This window comes from Chitinophaga sp. 22308 (assembly GCF_052045305.1).
GTDB lineage: Bacteria > Bacteroidota > Bacteroidia > Chitinophagales > Chitinophagaceae > Chitinophaga > Chitinophaga varians_A.
Map to the genome: position 1 here is coordinate 494,207 of NZ_JBQEOP010000003.1, position 19,952 is coordinate 514,158.

The 19,952-nt window shown below is 48.1% G+C and carries 18 protein-coding genes; 4 read left to right on the forward strand and 14 right to left on the reverse strand.

Features of this window, described 5'->3' with window-relative positions; genetic code table 11:
* Window positions 1–40: 40 nt before the first annotated feature.
* The 4 genes from ACTJJS_RS13770 to ku are packed head-to-tail and all read right to left on the reverse strand — an operon-like array spanning window position 41 to window position 3,898.
* Entirely contained in the window at window positions 41–556 is a 516-nt protein-coding gene (locus ACTJJS_RS13770; protein WP_440664125.1) for a DUF4199 domain-containing protein, read from the reverse strand.
* Window positions 557–582: 26 nt separating this feature from the next.
* Window positions 583–2,451, reverse strand: coding sequence for a DNA ligase D (gene ligD / locus ACTJJS_RS13775; RefSeq protein WP_440664126.1), 1,869 nt, complete (start codon window positions 2,449–2,451; stop codon window positions 583–585).
* Window positions 2,452–2,504: 53 nt separating this feature from the next.
* Window positions 2,505–3,113 carry a DNA polymerase ligase N-terminal domain-containing protein gene (locus tag ACTJJS_RS13780; RefSeq protein WP_440664127.1) on the reverse strand — a complete coding sequence of 203 codons (609 nt, stop codon included), beginning with the start codon at window positions 3,111–3,113 and terminating at the stop codon, window positions 2,505–2,507.
* Window positions 3,110–3,898, reverse strand: coding sequence for a non-homologous end joining protein Ku (gene ku / locus ACTJJS_RS13785; protein WP_440664128.1), 789 nt, complete (start codon window positions 3,896–3,898; stop codon window positions 3,110–3,112). Before ku ends, ACTJJS_RS13780 begins: the two co-directional genes overlap by 4 nt.
* A 120-nt stretch (window positions 3,899–4,018) precedes the next feature.
* Here ku and ACTJJS_RS13790 point away from each other — a divergent pair, with 120 nt between their 5' ends.
* The gene (locus ACTJJS_RS13790; RefSeq protein WP_168871097.1) at window positions 4,019–4,366 is read left to right on the forward strand and encodes a hypothetical protein; all 348 of its coding nucleotides are present in this window, start codon (window positions 4,019–4,021) and stop codon (window positions 4,364–4,366) included.
* On the opposite strand, the gene ACTJJS_RS13795 is transcribed toward ACTJJS_RS13790, so the two are convergent.
* From ACTJJS_RS13795 to ACTJJS_RS13805, 3 genes are all read right to left on the reverse strand, one after another.
* Window positions 4,355–5,422, reverse strand: coding sequence for a DNA topoisomerase IB (locus ACTJJS_RS13795; RefSeq protein ID WP_440664129.1), 1,068 nt, complete (start codon window positions 5,420–5,422; stop codon window positions 4,355–4,357). The two genes, ACTJJS_RS13790 and ACTJJS_RS13795, sit on opposite strands and share 12 nt — an antisense overlap.
* Entirely contained in the window at window positions 5,415–6,281 is an 867-nt protein-coding gene (locus ACTJJS_RS13800) for an SDR family oxidoreductase (RefSeq protein WP_440664130.1), read from the reverse strand. Before ACTJJS_RS13800 ends, ACTJJS_RS13795 begins: the two co-directional genes overlap by 8 nt.
* Window positions 6,282–6,376: 95 nt before the next feature.
* Window positions 6,377–6,952: a YciE/YciF ferroxidase family protein gene (locus tag ACTJJS_RS13805; protein ID WP_168871094.1), complete on the reverse strand. Its 576-nt coding sequence runs from the start codon at window positions 6,950–6,952 to the stop codon at window positions 6,377–6,379.
* Window positions 6,953–7,507: 555 nt separating this feature from the next.
* On the opposite strand from ACTJJS_RS13805, the gene ACTJJS_RS13810 reads away from it, so the two are divergent.
* Both ACTJJS_RS13810 and ACTJJS_RS13815 read left to right on the forward strand, forming a co-directional pair.
* Window positions 7,508–8,938 (forward strand): sensor histidine kinase, encoded by a 1,431-nt coding sequence (locus ACTJJS_RS13810; protein ID WP_440664131.1) that lies wholly within the window; start codon window positions 7,508–7,510, stop codon window positions 8,936–8,938.
* 77 nt (window positions 8,939–9,015) lie between these two features.
* Window positions 9,016–10,455, forward strand: coding sequence for an ATP-binding protein (locus ACTJJS_RS13815; protein WP_440664132.1), 1,440 nt, complete (start codon window positions 9,016–9,018; stop codon window positions 10,453–10,455).
* Here ACTJJS_RS13815 and ACTJJS_RS13820 read toward each other — a convergent pair.
* From ACTJJS_RS13820 to ACTJJS_RS13835, 4 genes are read right to left on the reverse strand one after another with little or no spacing between them, the layout of a single operon-like run.
* Window positions 10,436–10,960: a low affinity iron permease family protein gene (locus ACTJJS_RS13820; RefSeq protein WP_168871090.1), complete on the reverse strand. Its 525-nt coding sequence runs from the start codon at window positions 10,958–10,960 to the stop codon at window positions 10,436–10,438. The genes ACTJJS_RS13815 and ACTJJS_RS13820 overlap by 20 nt on opposite strands.
* 58 nt (window positions 10,961–11,018) lie before the next feature.
* The gene (locus ACTJJS_RS13825; RefSeq protein WP_168871089.1) at window positions 11,019–12,452 is read right to left on the reverse strand and encodes a sigma-54-dependent transcriptional regulator; all 1,434 of its coding nucleotides are present in this window, start codon (window positions 12,450–12,452) and stop codon (window positions 11,019–11,021) included.
* Between the two features lie 54 nt (window positions 12,453–12,506).
* Entirely contained in the window at window positions 12,507–12,899 is a 393-nt protein-coding gene (locus tag ACTJJS_RS13830) for a response regulator (protein WP_247654876.1), read from the reverse strand.
* Complete coding sequence (locus tag ACTJJS_RS13835) at window positions 12,883–15,159, reverse strand: glycosyltransferase (RefSeq protein WP_440664133.1); 2,277 nt, start codon at window positions 15,157–15,159, stop codon at window positions 12,883–12,885. Before ACTJJS_RS13835 ends, ACTJJS_RS13830 begins: the two co-directional genes overlap by 17 nt.
* Before the next feature lie 569 nt (window positions 15,160–15,728).
* Between ACTJJS_RS13835 and ACTJJS_RS13840 the strand changes: the two genes are divergently transcribed.
* Window positions 15,729–16,007 (forward strand): hypothetical protein, encoded by a 279-nt coding sequence (locus ACTJJS_RS13840; protein ID WP_078669906.1) that lies wholly within the window; start codon window positions 15,729–15,731, stop codon window positions 16,005–16,007.
* Between the two features lie 14 nt (window positions 16,008–16,021).
* On the opposite strand, the gene ACTJJS_RS13845 is transcribed toward ACTJJS_RS13840, so the two are convergent.
* The 3 genes from ACTJJS_RS13845 to ACTJJS_RS13855 all read right to left on the reverse strand — a co-directional run bounded on the left by ACTJJS_RS13845 (window position 16,022) and on the right by ACTJJS_RS13855 (window position 19,935).
* Window positions 16,022–17,050, reverse strand: coding sequence for an NAD(P)H-dependent glycerol-3-phosphate dehydrogenase (locus ACTJJS_RS13845; RefSeq protein ID WP_440664134.1), 1,029 nt, complete (start codon window positions 17,048–17,050; stop codon window positions 16,022–16,024).
* 150 nt (window positions 17,051–17,200) lie between these two features.
* Window positions 17,201–18,559: an efflux RND transporter periplasmic adaptor subunit gene (locus tag ACTJJS_RS13850; RefSeq protein ID WP_168871086.1), complete on the reverse strand. Its 1,359-nt coding sequence runs from the start codon at window positions 18,557–18,559 to the stop codon at window positions 17,201–17,203.
* Between the two features lie 23 nt (window positions 18,560–18,582).
* The gene (locus ACTJJS_RS13855) at window positions 18,583–19,935 is read right to left on the reverse strand and encodes a TolC family protein (protein WP_440664135.1); all 1,353 of its coding nucleotides are present in this window, start codon (window positions 19,933–19,935) and stop codon (window positions 18,583–18,585) included.
* Window positions 19,936–19,952: the final 17 nt, after the last annotated feature.

Sequence of the window (19,952 nt, forward strand, 5' to 3'; positions counted from 1 at the left end):
TATCCTTCATCAATATCCCGATAACCCCATAGCCAAATGATTATATGTTTTCTGCCGACCGGCTGCGGGAGGTTTTCTGATTGGCTTTAAGTACAAGGGCTGCCAGCACTGCGGCCAATGCGCCCATGGCTAAATTAGCAAACAGGATATTTCCAAGGAACATGATCCAGAACTTCTGTTGCTCTGTGTCCTGGTTGCTGATAACGGTTGTTCCGCCACCTTCTCCCTGCTGGACCATATAGTGCCCTTCCCCGTTGATCACCAGAAAATGAAATACCAATGAAAATACCGCCACCAGGAAAGTGGCCAACAGTGTAGTACGAAAGCCCATGGCAAAAGACGACTTCATCGAGGTCACATTATGGTGCTTGTTGTTGTAATGCACGATCGACAACATGATCCCCAGGAAAAAGACCAGGCTCGTGCAAAAGCCTGTCCAAAAAGCACCGTACTGATTGGTTACATAAAAGATAACTGTCAGTGCCATACAAATAACAGCGATAATGATTCCGTAAACAGGGGATAGCTTCACAGGAACTTGCGATGACTGTTGCATAGCATAGCTTTTTAAACGTACAAAAATCAAGTATCGGCGGACTGTTCCACGTCGCGTATGAATTTCCGCAGATCATTTTTTGTACTTTGAATATCGTGCCAGATATCACCAAGTTCGTTTATCCGTTCCAGTGAGTTAAATATATCAAAATCACTGATCTTCAGTTTCTCATTCACCTCTTTCCATTGCAGCGGCATCGACACGGTGGCGCCGGGTTTGGGCCTTACAGAATAAGGCGACGCTACCGTCTGGCCCCGGCTGTTTTGCAGGAAATCAAGATATACCTTTTTATTGCGGGCGGATTTGGCCCGCGTAACACTGGTGCTCTTCGGCAACTGTTTGTTTACCTGGCGGGCAATATATTCCGCAAATAAACGCCCGGTATCATAACTGTGTTTTCCTCCGGTGGGAATATAAATATGCAGCCCGGTAGAGCCGGAAGTTTTACAGAAAGCGGTTATCTTATAAGGGTCAAGGAAAGCCTTGATATGCAGGGCGGCTTCCACCACATATTTAAAATCGATGTTCTCTGGATCGAGGTCCATCACCACGTAATCAGGGTTGTCCAGCTTACTGGTACGGGACAGCCACGGATTGATCTCGATACAGCCCAGGTTGACCATATAGGCCAACGTAGCTTCGTTGTTGCATAACAGGTAGTCTACGTCTTTTCCTGTAGAAGCAGCGTGCAGCGCAATGCTTTTGATCCATGCCGGCGTCTGTTCCAGGTCCAGGTCTTTCTGATAAAACGAGGGTTTGTCAATCCCGTTCGGGAACCGGTGTAACGACATGGGCCTGTCTTTCAGGTGTGGCAGTATGTACTGCGCCACAGAAAGGTAGTAGTCTACCAGCTGGCCTTTGGTGATTTTCTCTTTGGGCCAGTATATTTTCTGTTGATTGGTCAGGTTTACCTTTTTGCCGTTGAGCGTGATAACGCGGTCTTTCTCCCCGGCAGCGGGAGCGGTAGCAGTAGCCATAGTCTGAACTGTTTTAGGTGTTTCCGGATGTACATCTGCAGGCGGTTTATCTTCTCGCAGTCCCAGGAATATCGGCATACGGAGGATACCATCGCCGGTCCATTCCGAAAATTTCACCTGGCACACCAGTTTAGGCTTCACCCAGGTGACGGGCATGTCTGTTTTTATCCTGCGGCCAAAAGGCGACGCCTGTTGCACCAGTGGCTGCAGCTTTTTATACAGCATATCCAGCGAAGCCTCATTGAGGCCGCCGCCGCAGTTGCCGATATATTTCAGCTGTTTATCATCATACAAACCGAGTACCAGCGCGCCCAGTTTCTTACGGCTGCCTCTGGGCGCCGTAAATCCGCAGATGATGGCTTCCTGTTCGTTCGTGACTTTTATCTTCAGCCAGGAGGCAGAACGGCGGCCTTCTTCATACGTACTGTCTGTTTTTTTGGCGATCATCCCTTCCCACTGCTGGTGCCGGGCTTTCTCAAAAAACGTTTTCCCATTTTTAAGCACATGGCCGGAATACTGCACCCGCTTGTCATTCAGCTGTGCTACAATATCCTTCAGCAGACTTTTGCGTTCCAGCAGCGTCAGTTGCTGAAGCTCCACACCGTTGAGATGCAGCAGGTCAAACACCATGTACACGAGGTTGCCTTTACCGGTAGTTTTGTAATTCTGTAAAGACTGAAAATGGGAATTCTTTTTACTGTCGAGGACGATAATTTCTCCGTCCAGCACCACATTGTGCGCAATATTCTCTACGGCCGCCACTACAGCGGGATAATCTTTTCCGAAGTCTTTTTCATTACGGGAATAGAGTTGCACTTTGTGTTGCTGTACCGCAGCGATAGCGCGGTATCCGTCCCATTTGGTTTCAAAAAGCCAGTCGGCATCATCGAAAGGAGCGTCTACCAATGTGGCCAGCATGGGCTTATAGATCTTTTTGATGGGCTCTTTCTTACGGGATGGAGCCGATTGCTTTACCGGCTCCGCTGCGGGGACGGGGCTTTTTTTTTACGGGCAGATGCTTTTTCACGCAGGCCTTGTGCTTTCACACGTTCCGGCGTATAGTCTTCACTGTCATACTTTTCTTTCACATATTTATCCCGGTGTTTGATCAGCAGCCAGGCGTTATCGTCGGATGCTTTCATCTTCACCAGGGCGAATTCCCCTTTCAGCTTTTTGCCTTTCAGCACTACTTTCAGGTCACCGGCTGCTATTTCTTTCAGGGCTTCTTTATCGAAGTTTTGACCATCATTGCGCAGCAGTTCAAATGTGCCTTTGTCCCAGATATATACCGTACCTGCGCCGTAATTCCCTTTGGGGATGGTACCTTCAAAATCCTTATAGTCGTAAGGGTGGTCTTCGACCTGCATGGCCAGGCGTTTATCGGCGGGGTCCAGCGAGGGCCCTTTGGGCACTGCCCAGCTTTTCAGCACCCCATCCACTTCGAGGCGGAAATCATAGTGCAGCCGGCTGGCATGGTGCCGCTGTACCACAAAGATATGTTGCCCTTTCTCCGGCTTACCGGCCGTAGGCTCTGTGGTTTCATCGAAGTTCCGTTTCTTTTTATATTTGGCAAGACTCATGAGGCGCGTTTTTTAGAAGTCGTCGGTTTGCTGCCCAGGCTGGCTTTCAGCTGATCAAACAGGTCATCGCTTTTCGTATGTACTATCTTCATTTTTTTCACCACTGGTTTTTTACCACCGGCTTTAGCTTTGATGATCTTCATCAGCTCGGACTTGTATTCATCTTTATACTGACTGATATCAAATTCGGCAGAGTACTGTTTAATTAGTTCCATGGCCATGTCCAGTTCCCTTTTCGCTATTTTGACATTGTCAGGGAGACTGAGATCTTCAGCGGAGCGTATCTCTTCTTCATAGCGTAGCTGTTGCAGCATGAGGTAGTTTTCCCGGGGCCTGATGACCGACAGATGTTCCTGTGTGCGCAGCACGAAACGGCTGAGGCCTGCTTTACCTGTTTTTTGTAAGGCTTCCAGCAGCAGTTCATACGCTTTTTCACCTCCTTTGGCCGGTTCTAAAAAGTAGGGGTTTTCGAAATAGATATCATCTATAGAAACCTCATCCACAAATGATTCTATCTCGATGATCTTACTTTTTTTAGGGCTGGCGGCTTCAAAATCTTCATCTTCCAGTATCACATATTCGTCATTGTATAGATATCCTTTCACAATCTGTTCCCAGGGCACCTCTTTCCCGGTATTTTCGTTCACTCTTTTAAACCGGATGTGGGCCAATCCGTGGCTGTCCAGCATATCGAGGTCCAGCCTGCTGTCCTGTGTGGCGCTGTATAATTTGACGGGTATGTTCACCAACCCGAAGCCTATTGATCCTGACCAAATTGCTCGCATGGTGTGAAGTTTTTGGTTATACGTTCATGTTAACACAAATAGTACCAGTGTACGCTATAATGGTTAAACAGCGCGGCATAACTTTTGGTTTTTCCATTGGTAACCAAAAACCCTTATTTTATGGAAAAGCCTGGAGAAATGACAACACTGACACGCGTTTTAGAGCGGTTACATGAAAAAGGATATGACCATGAGCTGAAGATGAGTGACCACGGCAGAATGCAGTCGCCGGACGCAAAGAAAATTTATAATCCGGAAGATCTCACTATCATTAAAACCTATCGTTTTGAAGGGGAATCGGACCCGTCAGATTCTTCCATACTTTATGTGATGGAAGACGCTGAGGGCAATAAAGGGTATGTACTGGACGCTTACGGTGCTTATTCTTCACACGATGAGCCCTGGTTCGATGAGTTTATCAAAAAAATCAAAGTGGAAGACAGAGAAGAGCAGTTGTTATTTGGCTAACTGCTTCAGATAATGCAGCAAAATTTTTTCATCAGCATGCAACCCGTCAGCATTGGCGGGTTGTTTGCGTTGAAGGCGGATTTTCTTCAGCCAGGGTTCCAGGGAGCCGTTTTCATAATCTTCCAGGAGCCGGGGGTGGACATAATATTTCTTGCAAACGGCGCGGGTATTCCCCAGTTTGGCGGCCACACTGTCGATAATCCCCACGACATTGCGTTTACAGGCCGCGGCTGAAGTAAAGTCCTCCAATCCGGCGAGGAGGTTCAGCGCATGTACCGTACCGGCCCAGGTGCGGAAGTCTTTACAGGTAAACTCTTCACCGGTACACTGTTTCAGGTAGTCATTGATCTCTCCGGAATCCAGCGCATGTGTTTCCCCATTTTCATCGTAATACTGAAAGAGTTCCTGTCCGGGGATGTCACGGACTTTTTTGAGCAGGCGTGTTAAGGCGGCATGGCGGAGTTGTATTTTATGCATGATGCCTTTTTTGCCGCTGAACTGAAAAAAAGCAGCAGTACCGTTGATTTTAACATGTTTGTTCCGCAAGGTGGTGAGTCCGTATGAGCCATACAGTTTTTCGTAGGCATTGTTACCCACCCTGATGAGTGTTTCCTCCATTACCGCCAGAGCAATAGCAATCACTTTTCCCTTGTTTAGCTGGCTGCGGTGGAGATCATGTTTTATCTGTTCCCTGATGGCAGGCAGCAGTTCACCGAAATAACGCAGCCGGTCGTATTTCGTTTCATTGCGTACCTGCGACCACGTTGCATGGTAGCGGTATTGTTTCCGTCCTTTCACGTCCACGCCGGTGGCCTGCAGGTGGCCGTTGGGCCATTTGGAGATCCATACTTCTTCCCAGGCCGGCGGCAGTACCAGTTTACGGATACGTTCCAATACGGTTTCGTCGGTGATGAGGGCGCCCTGTTCATCTCTATATAAGAAACCGCCGTCCCGCGTGCGTTCGCGGGAGTAGCCAGGGGCACCGGCTTTGACATAGCGTAGTTTGACGGCTTTCGCCACCGCCTCCGGGTCTGTTATGATCGCAAGGTTATCCATTGACAATTTCCCCTCCGTTAGGATGCAGGATTTGACCGGTGATATAAGAAGATTCGTCACAGGCGAGGAATACATAGCAGTATGCCACTTCCACTGGCTGGCCGGCCCTTTTCAGGGGCACGTCTGATCCGAATTTGGACACTTCTTCCGGTTTGAAAGTGGCCGGTATCAGGGGCGTCCAGATGGGGCCGGGGGCTACGCCGTTGACCCGGATGCCTTTTTCCGTCAGGGAAGCTGACAATGAGCGGACGAAAGAAACGATAGCGCCTTTGGTAGCGCTGTAGTCTATCAGGTGGCTGCTGCCGCGGTAGGCTGTAACCGAAGTGGTACAGATGATACAGCTGCCTTTTTTCAGGTATGGCAATGCCGCTCTGGTGAGGTAAAAATGCGGGTAGATATTTGTCTCGAATGTTTTATGCAATTGCTCCGCGGAGATGTCTTCCAACCCTTTTTGCGGGTATTGGACCGCGGCGTTGTTTACCACAATATCCAATGTTTTAAACTGTTTGATCACCTTTTTGACGATATCCACGCAATGTTTTTCCTGTCGGATATCCCCTGCTATCGTCAGGCACCGGCGGCCATAACTTTCCACTTCTTTAGCGGTGATAGCAGCATCTTCCTGTTCATCATAAAAGGCGATGGCCACATCAGCGCCTTCGCGGGCAAAGGCAACAGCCACGGCCCTGCCGATGCCGCTGTCTCCACCGGTGACCACTGCTACTTTGCCTTGCAGGCGGCCTTCAGGCGCCTGTTTTTTGTCAAATACAGGCTTGGGTTCCATTTCTGTTTCAAGGCCCGGTTGGCGTGGTTGTTTCTGTGCGGGCCGTACGGCTTTCTTCGGATGGGACTTTTGCATGGTATCTCAGTTGATGAAAAAAGGCCCCTGCATACCGGCAGGGACCCTTGCAGTTTGTTTCTATTCAACAATTACAATCTTTTACACAAGCGTGGTTACTCGGCAGCTGCTTCTTCATTAACGGTAGATTCAGCTATCTCTGTGAGCAGGCTGTCGGCGTGTTTTTCCTCTTCAAGTGTTTGTTCCAGCAGATCTGCAGCATCGCTGTGTCCCATAACATTGGCCAAGGTGCGAAGACTGCCGTAAGCTGATATTTCGTAGTGTTCTACTTTCTGGGCGGCGATAATGATGCACGCATCGCGTACCATGGAATCCTCCTCGGTATCTTCCACTCCCTGCTGTGCTTCTGCAATAAGCCCTTCCATCGCTTCGCATTTTTTGCCTGTGGCTTTTTTTCCCATCATTTCAAAAATCTCCTCCAGTCGGCTGACATGGGTTTTGGTTTCTTCCAGGTGATCACCGATAGCGGTTTTAAGTTCTTCAGAGGTAGCTGATTTCTGCATTTTAGGCAGTGCTTTTACCAGTGCTTTCTCTGCCCAGTAGATATCTTTCAGTTCTTCCATGAACAGTTCATGGAATTTGGAATTACTCATTTGCTCCGCTGAATTGGATTTGCGGGCGGGTTTTCTGTTAGTGGAAGCTGTTTTTGCTGTTGTTTTGGACGTAGGCATAAAACGTAAATTTAGTTGCGTGAGGAAATGTTACTTATCTGGTTTTTGTCTCTGAAATGCTTGTTCAGCCTTTGGGTCTGCCGGTTGCCGGGGGACTTCCCTTTCGGGCAATTCTTCCGGAATAGGCTCAGGCTTGTCTGGAGGTGGCTGCACAGGTGTCGGAGCTTCCCTTCCCGGTTGTTCTCTATCCGGCTTAGGTTCTTCGTCTGGCTGCTTTTGTCTTTCCGGGTTCATAGCTTACAGTTTTATGGGTTAAATAACTATCTAAAAAAAATCAAAGTTCATTCCAAGGCCGCAATATCCGTCGCCCACCCATCCCCGCATTGGCCGCAAACATTGTGCAGCAAAGGGTTTCATTCGTTAACAATAAACGCCAACGGTGCCAGCCGCACGCTGTATTTTGGATTCCCCATCAGCCGTAGAAATAAGTAGCACACTGTGGAAATAGTTGCGCAGCGAGGGTTCCAAAAAAAATACACCGCCCGGTCACCTGTTTTTAATGCATAAAATAGTATCTTGAATTGCTTACACAGTAACCACTATTGAAGAGACCAAATGCATTTTCCAGTATATAAAAAAATACGCATCGGATTTTTCATTGCCTTTACGGTTATTATCGCTGCATCCATCTTTTCCTACCTGGTAGCCAAAAACCTGCTGGACAACGCAGGAAGGCTGAATCACGCCATCGAGGTGTCTAAACGGCTGGAAGTAATCACCCGTCAGTTAAAGGAAGCAGAGGCTGCCATCAGAGGCTATAATCTCACGAAAGACAGCTCTTTCCTGGACCCCAGCATGGAAGAAAGAAGCAAACGCATAGAAAGGGAATACCTGTTGTTACGTAAAATCACCGCTGAAAGCCCCCGGCAACAGAAACACCTGGATACCCTGCGGCAGTTGCTGACCATCAAATACCAGCAGCTGATGACCGGCAGCCAGACAGTGACCGTAGCCCGGCAGGAAAGTTCCGTCAAAGAAGGAGAAAAAGCTGCTGACCGGCTGGACCGCAAAGTGCAGGACATGATCCGCATTGAGGAAAACCAGGTACACGAAAAATCCAAGCTGTTTCATTTCTTCTCCGTATTGTGGGTGCCCGTGATCTTTATCTCTTCTATCGTGGCCATCCTGATAGGCATTTATTCCTATGTGACGCTTACCCGTGAATTCAGGCTACAGCTGCATATCGAGAGCAAAATGAAGTCCTATCAGCGCGATCTTCAGCAAAATATCTCCCTGCTCAATAAAACCAACCAGGAACTGGAACAGTTTGCTTACGTTGCTTCTCATGACCTTCAGGAGCCACTGCGTAAGATATCCACCTTCAGTGACAGGTTGCAGATGAAATACAAAGACCAGCTGCCCCCCGACGCCACCCAGCTGATAGACCGTATGGTATCGGCCGTGTCCCGCATGCGGGTGCTGATCAACGATCTCCTGGTATTTTCCCGGGCAGGGCGCATTACGCCCGAAAGCATTACCCTCGTGGATATGAACGTGCTGCTGCAGGAAGTGCTTACCGACCTTGAAGTAACCCTCGAAGAAAAAAATGTGACCGTCACCTATGACAAACTGCCGGAAATAGAAGGCAGCGATACGTCTTTTCACCAGCTGTTTCAGAACATCCTGGCCAACGCCATCAAGTTCGCCAGCCCCGACAGGCCGCTGGTGATCAGTATACGGCAGCAGGTGCTGACCGGTAAAGAGCTGGGCTTCGTGAAAGAAAACCGGTGGGACACGCTTTTCTGCCGTATCAGTATCGCAGACAATGGTATCGGCTTCGACCCTGCCTTCGCCGAACGTATCTTCCTTATCTTCCAGCGCCTCCATGGCATCAGTGAATACACCGGCACCGGCATCGGTCTGGCGATCTGCAAAAAAATTGTTGACAGTCACAACGGTTTCATCTTTGCCGAAGGCGAACCCGGCCAGGGCGCCACTTTTATCGTTGTCTTACCCATTCTACAGGGCAATAAAAACGAAGGATAATACGATAAATAAAAGATTAGCACTTTTCTTGCGGGACAAAAGTTTAGATAACTTTTGCCACACTTTAACTTATCCAGATGAGCGAACGCCCGATACAAATACTCATGATTGATGATGATGAAGATGATTTTTTCCTGGTAACGGAACTATTGCGCGATATTTCCCCTGGTCAATATGTGTTGGAATGGGCCCCCACCTATCAGAAAGGCATTGAAGCCATTGAACGGAAAACCCATGACATATTCCTGGTGGACTACCGGCTGGGACCGCACACCGGTCTGGATATTCTCCATCATTTTCAGGAAATGCAATATAGCATGCCCGTCATTATGCTTACCGGTAAAGGCGACTATGCCATCGACCAGGAAGCCATGAAAGCCGGCGCCTATGACTACCTGGTAAAAGGTGAAATCACCGCCGACCTCCTTGAGCGCTCTATCCGCTATGCGCTCGACGAATATAAACACCTCCGCACCATCGAAGAGAGCGAGAAAAAATATTTCGGCATCTTTGAAAAAGCCCACGACCTCATTATCCTGGCGGATTGTGATAAAAACATCATTGACGCCAATCCGGCCGCACTGCGGAGATTACAGTACCAGAAAGAAGAAATACTGAAACTGCACCTCCGTGATCTCTTTACCATACCAGAGCAAAGCGAACAATTCCTCAGCAACATCTGTAACGATGGCGTTGCCGGCACACAGGAATACGAATTCAAAACACACGACGGCAAAAAACTATTTGTGCTCATTAATGCCGTCATGCTGGACGAGGCAGAACAAATCTTCCTCTGTGTGATACAAGACATCACAGAGAAAAAAAGAGAAGAACAGGAAAAACAACATCAGGAAAAATTCGTGATCACAGGGCGCATCGCCCGGGTGATTGCCCATGAAGTAAGAAACCCGCTCACCAATATATTACTGGCCGTAAGCCAGTTCAAAGAAGAAGACGATATAGCCGCAAACGATGAATCTGACCTGTACACCGATATCATTGAACGCAACTGCACCCGTATTAACCAGCTGATCACCGAACTGCTGGACAGCACGCGTATGATAGAACTGCACACCGCAGAACATGGCATCAATGAAATGATTGAAAATGCGCTGAAGCTATCACAGGACCGTATGCAGCTGCATGAAATACGGCTCAGTAAACAACTGGTTACCCCTGATATCAAAGTGAACGTTGACGACGAAAAAGTGGTGATCGCCTTTCTGAATATTATCATCAATGCCATCGAGGCCATGGCGCCAGGCAAAGGCATGCTCACAGTTGCCACCCGGCGTAGCCAGGACAAGGCACAGGTACAGATTTCCGATAACGGCATCGGCATCCCGGAAGAAAAGCTGTCACGCCTGTTTGACCCGTTCTATACCAACAAAGCCAAAGGAACAGGGCTGGGGCTTACCAGCACGCAAAATATCCTGCTTAATCACAAAGGGACCATCCATGTAGACAGTGAACAGGGCAAAGGAACGACTTTTACCATCACCTTGCCAGCGGTTTAGTTTCTCCAGACCCGCCGCCTTCGGGATATTTCTTACGTCTGCGCAGTTGCTCTTCGTGCTTACTGAGCGCACCGTCAATCGCTTCTTCCACGGAGTGCGATTCATTCATTTTAATCCTTTTTTTGGTTTCTTCCGCCATTACATGGTAGTATTTGTGGAGAACGTCCAGTTCTTCTTCAGAAAGGTTTTCCACGTCAATAAGGCGGTTACTGGCCAGTTGATGCGCAGCAATCAGTTCATTCAGCTTCAGCTGGATGGATTTGGAGTCTTTGTTTTGTGATTTCTGAATGATAAACACCATCAGGAAAGTAATGATGGTAGTACCGGTATTGATCACTAACTGCCAGGTATCAGAGTAGTGGAACACAGGGCCGGTCACACCCCAGATGATAATAACAGCCAATGCGAGGAAGAAGGCCCAGGCGCTGCCGGTTGCAGCAATAACTTTGGCGGCCATGGTTTCAAAAAATCGGGTACCAGACTGGTTTTCGGATAGTGGTTTCATAGCTGCCTCATTTGTTACAATGAGATGCAGGCAAAAAGTCTGCCTGCATCTCATTTATCTAGTAGTTGATATTCAACAAGCGTAATTTATTGTACAGCGTTTTACGGTCGATGTTTAGCAGCTGTGCTGCTTTGGTTTTATTATATTTTACTTCTTTGAGTACGTTGATGATCTTATTGTATTCTGCCTGGAGCGCCACTGTTTTAAGGTCGTTATCGTTAGCCATGATAGCCAGTTCCCCGCTTACCGGCAGTTCATCCTGCGGTTGGGCAAATGATTCTTTCATTTCCAGCGGCAGGGCCGACATGGTGATTTCCTGCATTTCCGGCGTCAGCAGGCAGGCGCGGCGAATGATATTTTTCAGTTCGCGGATATTGCCCGGCCAGTTGTACTCATGGAAACACTTCCACACTTCCGGAGATATTTTACCACAGGACTTCTCCAGTTCTCTTTCCACCTGTTCAACGAAGGCTGCCACAAACAGCGGCAGGTCTTCCCGGCGTTCACGCAGCGGCGGGATGTAGATGGTAAATTCGTTGAACCGGTGGAAGAGGTCTTCCCGGAATTTTCCGCGTTGTACGGACTCCGACAATTTTTCGTTGGAAGCCACAATGATGCGGACGTCTACCGGTATTTCCTTCAGGCTGCCCACGCGGCGGATCACTTTTTCCTGTAATACGCGGAGCATGGCCACCTGGATATCATAAGAGAGATTGGAAATTTCATCGAGGAAAAGCGTGCCTCCCTGCGCCTGCTCAAAGGCACCGATTTTAGTGCCTATAGCGCCGGTAAAAGCGCCTTTCTCGTGCCCGAACAGCTCACTGGCGGCCAGTTCCTTGGAGAGACTGCCACAGTCCAGTGCCACAAACGGTTGCGAAGAACGTTTACTGTGATGGTGTATCAGGTGGGCCACCGATTCCTTACCGGTACCGGTTTCTCCGAAGATGATCACACTATAGTCGGTAGGCGCCACCAGTTTTATCTGGCGGATCAATTCACGGGCGCCTTCACTTTCGCCATAAACGTATTTATCGTTTTTCTCGTTCTGGTTACGGGACAGGAGCGTTTCGCGGGCTTCTGGCGCACTGCCGGCATCTACCGGCTGCACCGCCATGCGTTCCTGTTCGGACTCCTTATGTGCAAAAGCTTTATGCACCAGGTTTAGTATTTCATCGGGATACAGCGGCTTGGACAAATAATCATACGCGCCATTTTTCACCATTTCCACAGCCACACGCACATCGGTATAGCCGGTGATGATAATGACGATCGTCTGCGGATTGATTTGATGGATGTCCTGCAGCAACTGTGCGCCATCTGTATCTTTCAGCCTGTAATCGCACAATACGAGATCAAATGTTTTCTCTTTCATCATTTTGAGCGCAGCAGCGCCCGTCATGGTGGTGTCTACATTGAACCCATGTTTGCTCAGAAATTTACTGAGGAGCGTACAGATATTGATTTCGTCATCTATAATCAGAATATTTTTCATACTTCTCTAATATGTGGTATTTGTCAACAGCTTACTAAAATTACTAAATAAATCTCAGCTGATAGCCGGCCTGATGTTACCTATTAGCTCATCAACATGTTTTACACTGAAGGGTTTGGCAAGGAAAAAGGTAGCTCCTGCGCTCAGCGCCCTTTGTTTCTCCATACCGTTGTCATATGCACTAATGGTGATAACCGGTAAAGTTGGACATTCTTTTCTAATCTCCGGCAGCGCGTCAAGTCCTGACCCGTCCGGCAGGTGGATATCCAGAAACAGCAGGTCCGGCTGCTGGCTACGCAGGTGTGATAGTCCTTCATTTAGTGCATGGACGTATTGAACCTGATAGCCATGCCTGACGAGGGTCAACTGCAGTAATCGACAAATGTCCGGTTCGTCGTCGATAATCAGGATATTAGGTCCGTTTTTTATTTCATCCGTTGAATCCAATCCGGACCGGTTCACGGGTCTCTTTTTTGGTTGTAACATATTTGTGTTTGTTCCATTGCTCCATCAAAAGACGGGCTATCAGATAGCACACAGTCGACTCAGCGCCCTGGTTTTGATTTACATTGTTACGTTCCAGGCCATCATAGCATCCGTAAGTAAGGGGATTATATACCAACTGTTTCAGATGATTATTCCCCAGGTACCAACTAAACGCGACGCGCATCTTTTCGAAGTACAAATGGTTTTTAGTATTGTTATAAAAGGTGTCCAAAGCCAACATGGTATACGCCACTTCGATGGATTGCTCACCACCGGCTTCACTGGCAGGAGGCGTGTTTTTATGGTACCATGTTTTATTGCTGATGACTTTCATATAGCTATCAGTAAAGGTTTTGCTGCAAAGGAATGCCAGGCTTTCTTCCGCTGTTTTGCGATAGGCCGGGTTCCCTGTTACCTGGAAGGCCATCATCATCGCTTCCGGGATGACGGCATTGCCATAGGTAAGGCTGGATTCAAACCATTTCCAGTTATCATCTGCCTCTGCTATATATTGCTCCTGCAATCTGGAGGCCAGTTTATTCAGCAGTTCTGTCGCCTGTTCGGTTTTCCGGTATTGCAGCGAATAAAACAGTCCTTTCATGGCAAACGCCATGGCCCTCGGGGAAGAGAGGCTGTCAATCCAGCGCAGGCAGGGCCTGAAAAGGGACAACAGTTCCTGTGTCATATCAAAAGACAGCACCTGGTGGCAGGACAGGGCATATCCCAGCGCCCATACCGTACGACCGTTAGCATCTTCAAGGTTTACTTCATCGTTCTGGCTGGTGAAATTGCCGTCTTTATCCACATAGTTCAGGAACCTGCCGGAGGGTTTACGGCAACTTGCTATAAAGCGGATATATTTTCGGATCAGGGAATCCGCGAAACTACTGGGTTTGATCGTAGTGATGTACATGCAGAGCGCAATGAGCGCCCGGGCATTGTCATCGAGGGTATATCCGTGGGCCGGGTCCGGCACATCATGACGGGCAAATTGCAGCATGCCCAGTTCATCCGTCAGACGGTCGATATGGTCCAGATAAGGAGCCGGCAGATTGGGCATGGTCACCTTGTTATCATCCAGCACTTCACTGAACATGGCCATATGGGCAATGGCCACGTTGTCCCAGATGGAACTGCGTGTTTTTTCAATAGCATTGCGGCTCATGCGCTGGCGCAGCTCCGGATTGCCCAGCAGGTTCATGGCGGCAGCCGCCAGCTGGTCTGCGTCGTTAAAATCAATCAGGCAGCCGCAACTTTCGTCCAGCATCTCTCTGGCCTGCACAAAGGCGGTGGAAATAACCGCGCAACCTGCGCTCATAGCGTAGACAAAGGTGCCGCTGACAGCCTGATGCGGGTCTTTGGAGGTAAAAAGGTAAATATCTGTCAGTGATAAATAATCCAGTAAAGTATCCAGCGAGAGATAGGTATTAACAAACCGCACATTGTTTTCCAGATGGTATTCCTTCACCATGTCTTCCAGTTGTTGGCGGTAACGCTCTCCCTCGCGTGCGATGATTACCGGATGGGTTTTACCTAAAATAAGATAGATGGCATCGGGATATGTTTTGACGATCTTCTTCATGGCCCTGATACCCGTTTCCAGCCCCTTATTTTCGCTTAACAGGCCAAAGGTGCTAAGTACCAGTTTGCCTTCCAGGTCATACTGTTTTTTAAGGGCGTTCACATCGTCGATGATGTGTGCATGGGTGCCGTGCGGAATATGAACGATCTTATCTGCCGGCAACTGGTAAACGTCGCGGAGCAGGTTTACCGAGGAGCGGGTCATGGCCGTTACCTTAGTCGCCAGGGCGCCTATAAGGCTTACCACCTTCAGGCATTTCTGGTCGGGGAAAGGCAATACGGTATGAAAACGGACGATAAAAGGCTTGTCCAGCAAGGACAACATGGCCAGCAGATTATGTCCGTATTCTCCGCCATAGAGGCCAAACTCATGCTCAAAGCAGAGCAGGTCTATTTTAGGATTATCATTGACTTGCTGCGCAAAGGCGATGCAGCTGTCAATATTGAAAGGATTTACGGTATAAGTGACCGGTGGCTGTTTGTCTGTCCACGGCTTCCCCGACTCTTCCAATGCACAGATTTCGATATTCAGTTTTCCTGCGAAACTCTTGTCCAGCGCGTTGATCAGATCTTGCGCAAATGTAGCGATGCCGCACTCACGGGGCGGAAAAGATGATACAAAAAGCAAGTTTTTAGTCATTGGTCAAAATTTTAAGGCTTTCATTCACTGTGGACCACTCTGCGTCCGGGATGTAGCTTTTCAAATATCAATCCAATGCCTGCCTGTTGCTTTTTAGCGAATTCATCAAACTAAAACTGTGGAAAATATTCCCCATATGTTTATCGCGGTTTCACGGTGTGGACACGTTTTTTAGTGTAAATCGTACACGTTTAGATTTGATTAACACTTAGTATATTTATTTTTGATTATAATTGTAAAATAACTGTTATTGGCAAAGGGATATTGACCAATGGCGGGCGTTATTATATTAATTGCTTAAAACATTGACTATGGCTGGAAACAAAGGCGAATTGAGAGAAAAAACCGAGGGTAAAACATGAGATAAGTATCAATCAAAAAACAATTAAAAAAACAAAAAATGTATACAATTTTGTTAATTGTCCAAACTTGCTTATTTTTAAATTCGTAACCATATCAGACCAAATTAACCAGAGATTAACACACTCCTATCGACACGTTTTAACAAGTATCGGCGATTTAAACAGGATCAAAATCTATCTATTCATTATAAAAACCTTACCGCGCTTATGCGACATATTGCATGTACCCTCAACGTGGATGGAGTCCCCACTAAAATCAACATCCGGAAAGTAGCCAAAGAAAGAAGATTCCTGGCAATTGTAGATCAGACAGTAACAGAATACATCATTTCTGACGAGACAAACGAAGTGGAATATTATGAAGGACCGAAATTAGACGACTATCTCTTTGAGAAAATAGCTGCTCTTATTAAACAGTATTTTCCCAAAGTAAAAGCCATTGTTAAAGTAGGGGAAGATAATTATGAGGACTATGACGACTACTAGTCGTCAGTCCTTTATCAGATAAACCCTTTTTCAAGAGAGAGGAAGGCTTCAGACGGATGCACCTGCTGCCATAATATCGCATATACGGCCTGCGCCACAGGCATTACCGCCCCTATCTGTTTGTTCATCTCATACATGCATTTGCTGGCGTAGTAACCTTCTGCGATCATATTCAGCTCCAATTGGGCCGCCTTTACGGAATATCCTTTCCCAATCATGTTACCAAAAGTCCGGTTCCTGCTGTGCAGGGAATAACAGGTCACCAGCAGATCGCCCAGGTAGGCGCTGGCGCTGTAATTATGGACCATCGGCTCGCTGCCCCGCTGCGCTGCCTTCTGCGCCTCGTACTGCTCCAGAAAAGCCTGCATCTCCCGGAAACAGTTGGTGATATATACACTCAGAAAATTATCACCATATTCCAGTCCATGTGCAATCCCCGCTCCCAGTGCATAGATGTTTTTCATCACCGCCGCCAGCTGCACGCCAATCATATCTGTATTAACGATCGTCTGCAAATAACTTCCGGTAAATTTATCTGCTATTGCCTGCGCCGCCTCCTGATGAACACCGGAAAAAGTAAGATAGGAGAGCTTTTCATTGGCCACCTCCTCCGCATGACATGGGCCGGTGATGGTAAAATAATGCGCCGGCGGAAGCTGGAAGCGCTCTTCCAGGTATTCATTGATCAACTGGTTGTTGCCAGGCACCAATCCTTTAATGGCCGAAATTACTTTTTTACCTTCCAGCGCTGATGATGGCAACTGGTCCAGCACATCTGTCAGGAAAGCAGAAGGGACCGCCAGCACAATCTCATCACACGCCGCCACAACGGCATTTACATCACTGCTGAGCGACAACAGGCTGGTATCAAAGTATACAGAAGTCAGGTAATGTTTGTTATGATGACGCTGTTGCATATGCCGGATCGTCTCTTCATTACGGATCCACCAGTGGATATGCTGTCCATTATCTGTCAGTATTTTTGCCAATGCAGTAGCCCAACTGCCACTGCCGATTATACCAATGCGATTCTCCTTGCTCACAATGCTAATTTTACGCAAGATAGGAAATCCGGCACGCAAAGAGGCAAAGCAGACCTATTTAGTAAGAACGCAGAGAGGGCGAAGACCAACTGTGGTCCCCGCCCTCTCTGCGTTCTTATTATCTAAAAAAGCTTTAGCGCTTTTGCGCGATTATTTATTCTGTCCTTCGAAAAGCTTGTCTTTAGCCACCACTTTCACTTTTTTACCGTTGTTGAGGGTACGGGAAACCGCGCTGTAAGGGGCGCTGATCACCTGGTCTCCTTCCTGTAAGCCTGCCAGTACCTGGATATAGGAATCGTCCTGTACACCGGTTTTTACGGGGACCATTTTCACGGAGTTGTCTTTCTGCAATACAAACACCACTTCATTCATTTCCGCCTTGCTTTTGGCGTCGTCTTTTTTCTTATCTCCGCTGTTGCTCTTGGTGGAATCCGCATCGCGGGTAGTAACGGCATTGATGGGTATTGCCAGTACGTTGTTTTCGTGACGGGTCTGTATATCCACGCTGGCGCTCATGCCCGGGCGGAAAGGAAATGCTTTGTGACGGGCGTTGGTCAGCAGGTCTGCATAGGATTCCGGCAGAATGCGGATATGCACAATGTAGCTGGTCACCTGTTCTGCGGAAGACGCTGTGGTAGCGGTAGCAGTGGCGGCGCCTTTGCTGGAGCTGGCGATTTGTGTCACCACCCCTTTGAAACGGCGGCCATTGTAGGCATCAACCTCAATGAGGGCGGTATCTCCGTATTTCACTTTGGGGATATCATTTTCTCCAACGTCCACCTGTACTTCCATACGGCTCAGGTCCGCGATGCGCAGCATTTCTGTACCGGTCATCTGGGCGGTACCTACCACGCGTTCGCCTTTCTTTACGTTGAGCAGGGAAACGATACCGTTCATGGGAGCGGTAATAGTGGTACGGCCAAGGTTTTTATTGGCTTCTTTCAGGTTGGCCTGTGCGCTTTGCACGCCAAATTTGCTGCTGTTGATTTGCTGTGCCGCCGCGTTATAGTCGGCCTGGGAAGCGAGGTAAGTTGCTTCGCTGGTTTCAAATTCAGAGCGGGAAATTACCTTCTGGGAAAGCAGTTCTTTGTTACGAAGATAAGCGGCCTTGTTTTGGTCCAGGCGGGCTTTGTAGGAATTGAGCGCAGCAGCGGTATTGGCCAGCTGTGCCTGTGACTGGCTTACAGAAGCCATGGCTTTGTCCACCATGGAGCCATAAATATCTCCGTAAATACGGGCCAGTACCTGGCCTTTGGTCACAGTGTCTCCTTCGAGCACCGTCAGCTCTGTAATCTCACCGGATACGTCGGAGCTTACTTTTACTTCAATTTCGGGATAAATTTTTCCGCTGGCAGTCACTACCTCGATGATATTCTTTTTTTCCGCCTTGTCTGCGGCCACGTTCAGCAGTTCTTCCTTACCAATAACACCCGAAGCCTTTAAAACAATGAGCAAAATAACAAGTAAACCTAAGCCCGTGAGCCAAAAAAGGGTCTTTTTCTTCTTCATAAAGCAGTTTATTACCTGGCGTCCTACAGGGATATTCTCTGGTCCCGGTAAAATTCCAGCAATTTCATTTTGAAAATATAGTCGTACTGTGCCGAGACTTTATCAATCTGGGCTTTGAACAATCTGGTTTGCGTTGTGATATAATCAATGGTGTTCATTAATCCGATGTTGAACCGTTTGGTGGCAAAGTCGTACGCTTTCTGGGCTGCCATTACCCCGGTGGTGGAAGCGTTGTATTTCTGCAGGGCGGCCACTGCATTGGCATGGGCGGTATAGATGTCCTGCCGCAGTTTCTGATTGTCCAGGTCGCGGGTCAGCTCCATGTTGTACACATTGACCTTTGCTTTGGAAACAGCGGTCCGTTGCTGGTAACCATTAAAGAGCGGAATCCTCAGGCTCAGCCCTATATTTTTACCAAAGGTGTTGTCCAGCTGTTTGTTGAAAGGTATCAGTTTTCCGTCTATTCCATAGAAGTTATTGGCATAGCTGGTGGAAAGCCCCCCTACCAGGGACAAGGAGGGGAATAACTGTCCCACTGCGGAACGGTAAGATCTGTAGGCCCCTTTGATCCTGAGCTCATCGGACTTCACCAGCGGATAAGTTGTCAGCGCCGCGCTATACACCATTTCCGGGGCCATTTCAGCCAGCGGGGTGATAGGCAGGGATGATATGTTCTCCGGGATTTCCGGTACGAAAGGTATCTCAAAACTCAGGTTCAGATAGGCCTTCATTTGCAGGATAGCCAAAATTACATCGTTCTGGGCGGTCACCAGGTTGGTGCTGTCCTGCGCCAGTTGCGCCTCCAGGTCGGCCTGGTTGCTTTCCGGAACAGAACCGGCGATCACCAGCTTTTTGGTATTGTTGAGGTTAGACAGTGTCTGGTTCACCTGTACTTCATTCACCTTTACCTGTTCGTTTTTCAGCAGGATCTGCAGAAAAGCAGTGGCAACGTTAAAAGCGAGATCATTACGGGCTTTTTGCAGCAGGAAACCATTGGACGCCACATCATACCTGTTGGCGGCAATCAGGTTTTGTTTAGAGAACCAGTTGAACAGATCGCCGCTCATATTGAGCTGGCCGCTGGCATTAAAAATAGACTGGTTAATATAAGCGTTGTCCTGAATGCTCGCGATACGACCATCGGAATACCCTGCGTTAACATTGCCGTTAAAGTTGGGGATCATACTGAGACGGCTTTGCTGCAGAGTAAGTTCTGCCAGCCGTTTTTGCACCTCCTGTTGTTTTACAGTGATGCTGTTTTCCATAGCATAATCCACACAACGTTTCAAACTCCACGTATCCTGCGCCACAGCCGGGGTTATGTTAGCAAAGAAGCAGAAGAGCAGGAAAAAACCTGCGATTTGGGATATTCTCATAACATGCCAAAAATATA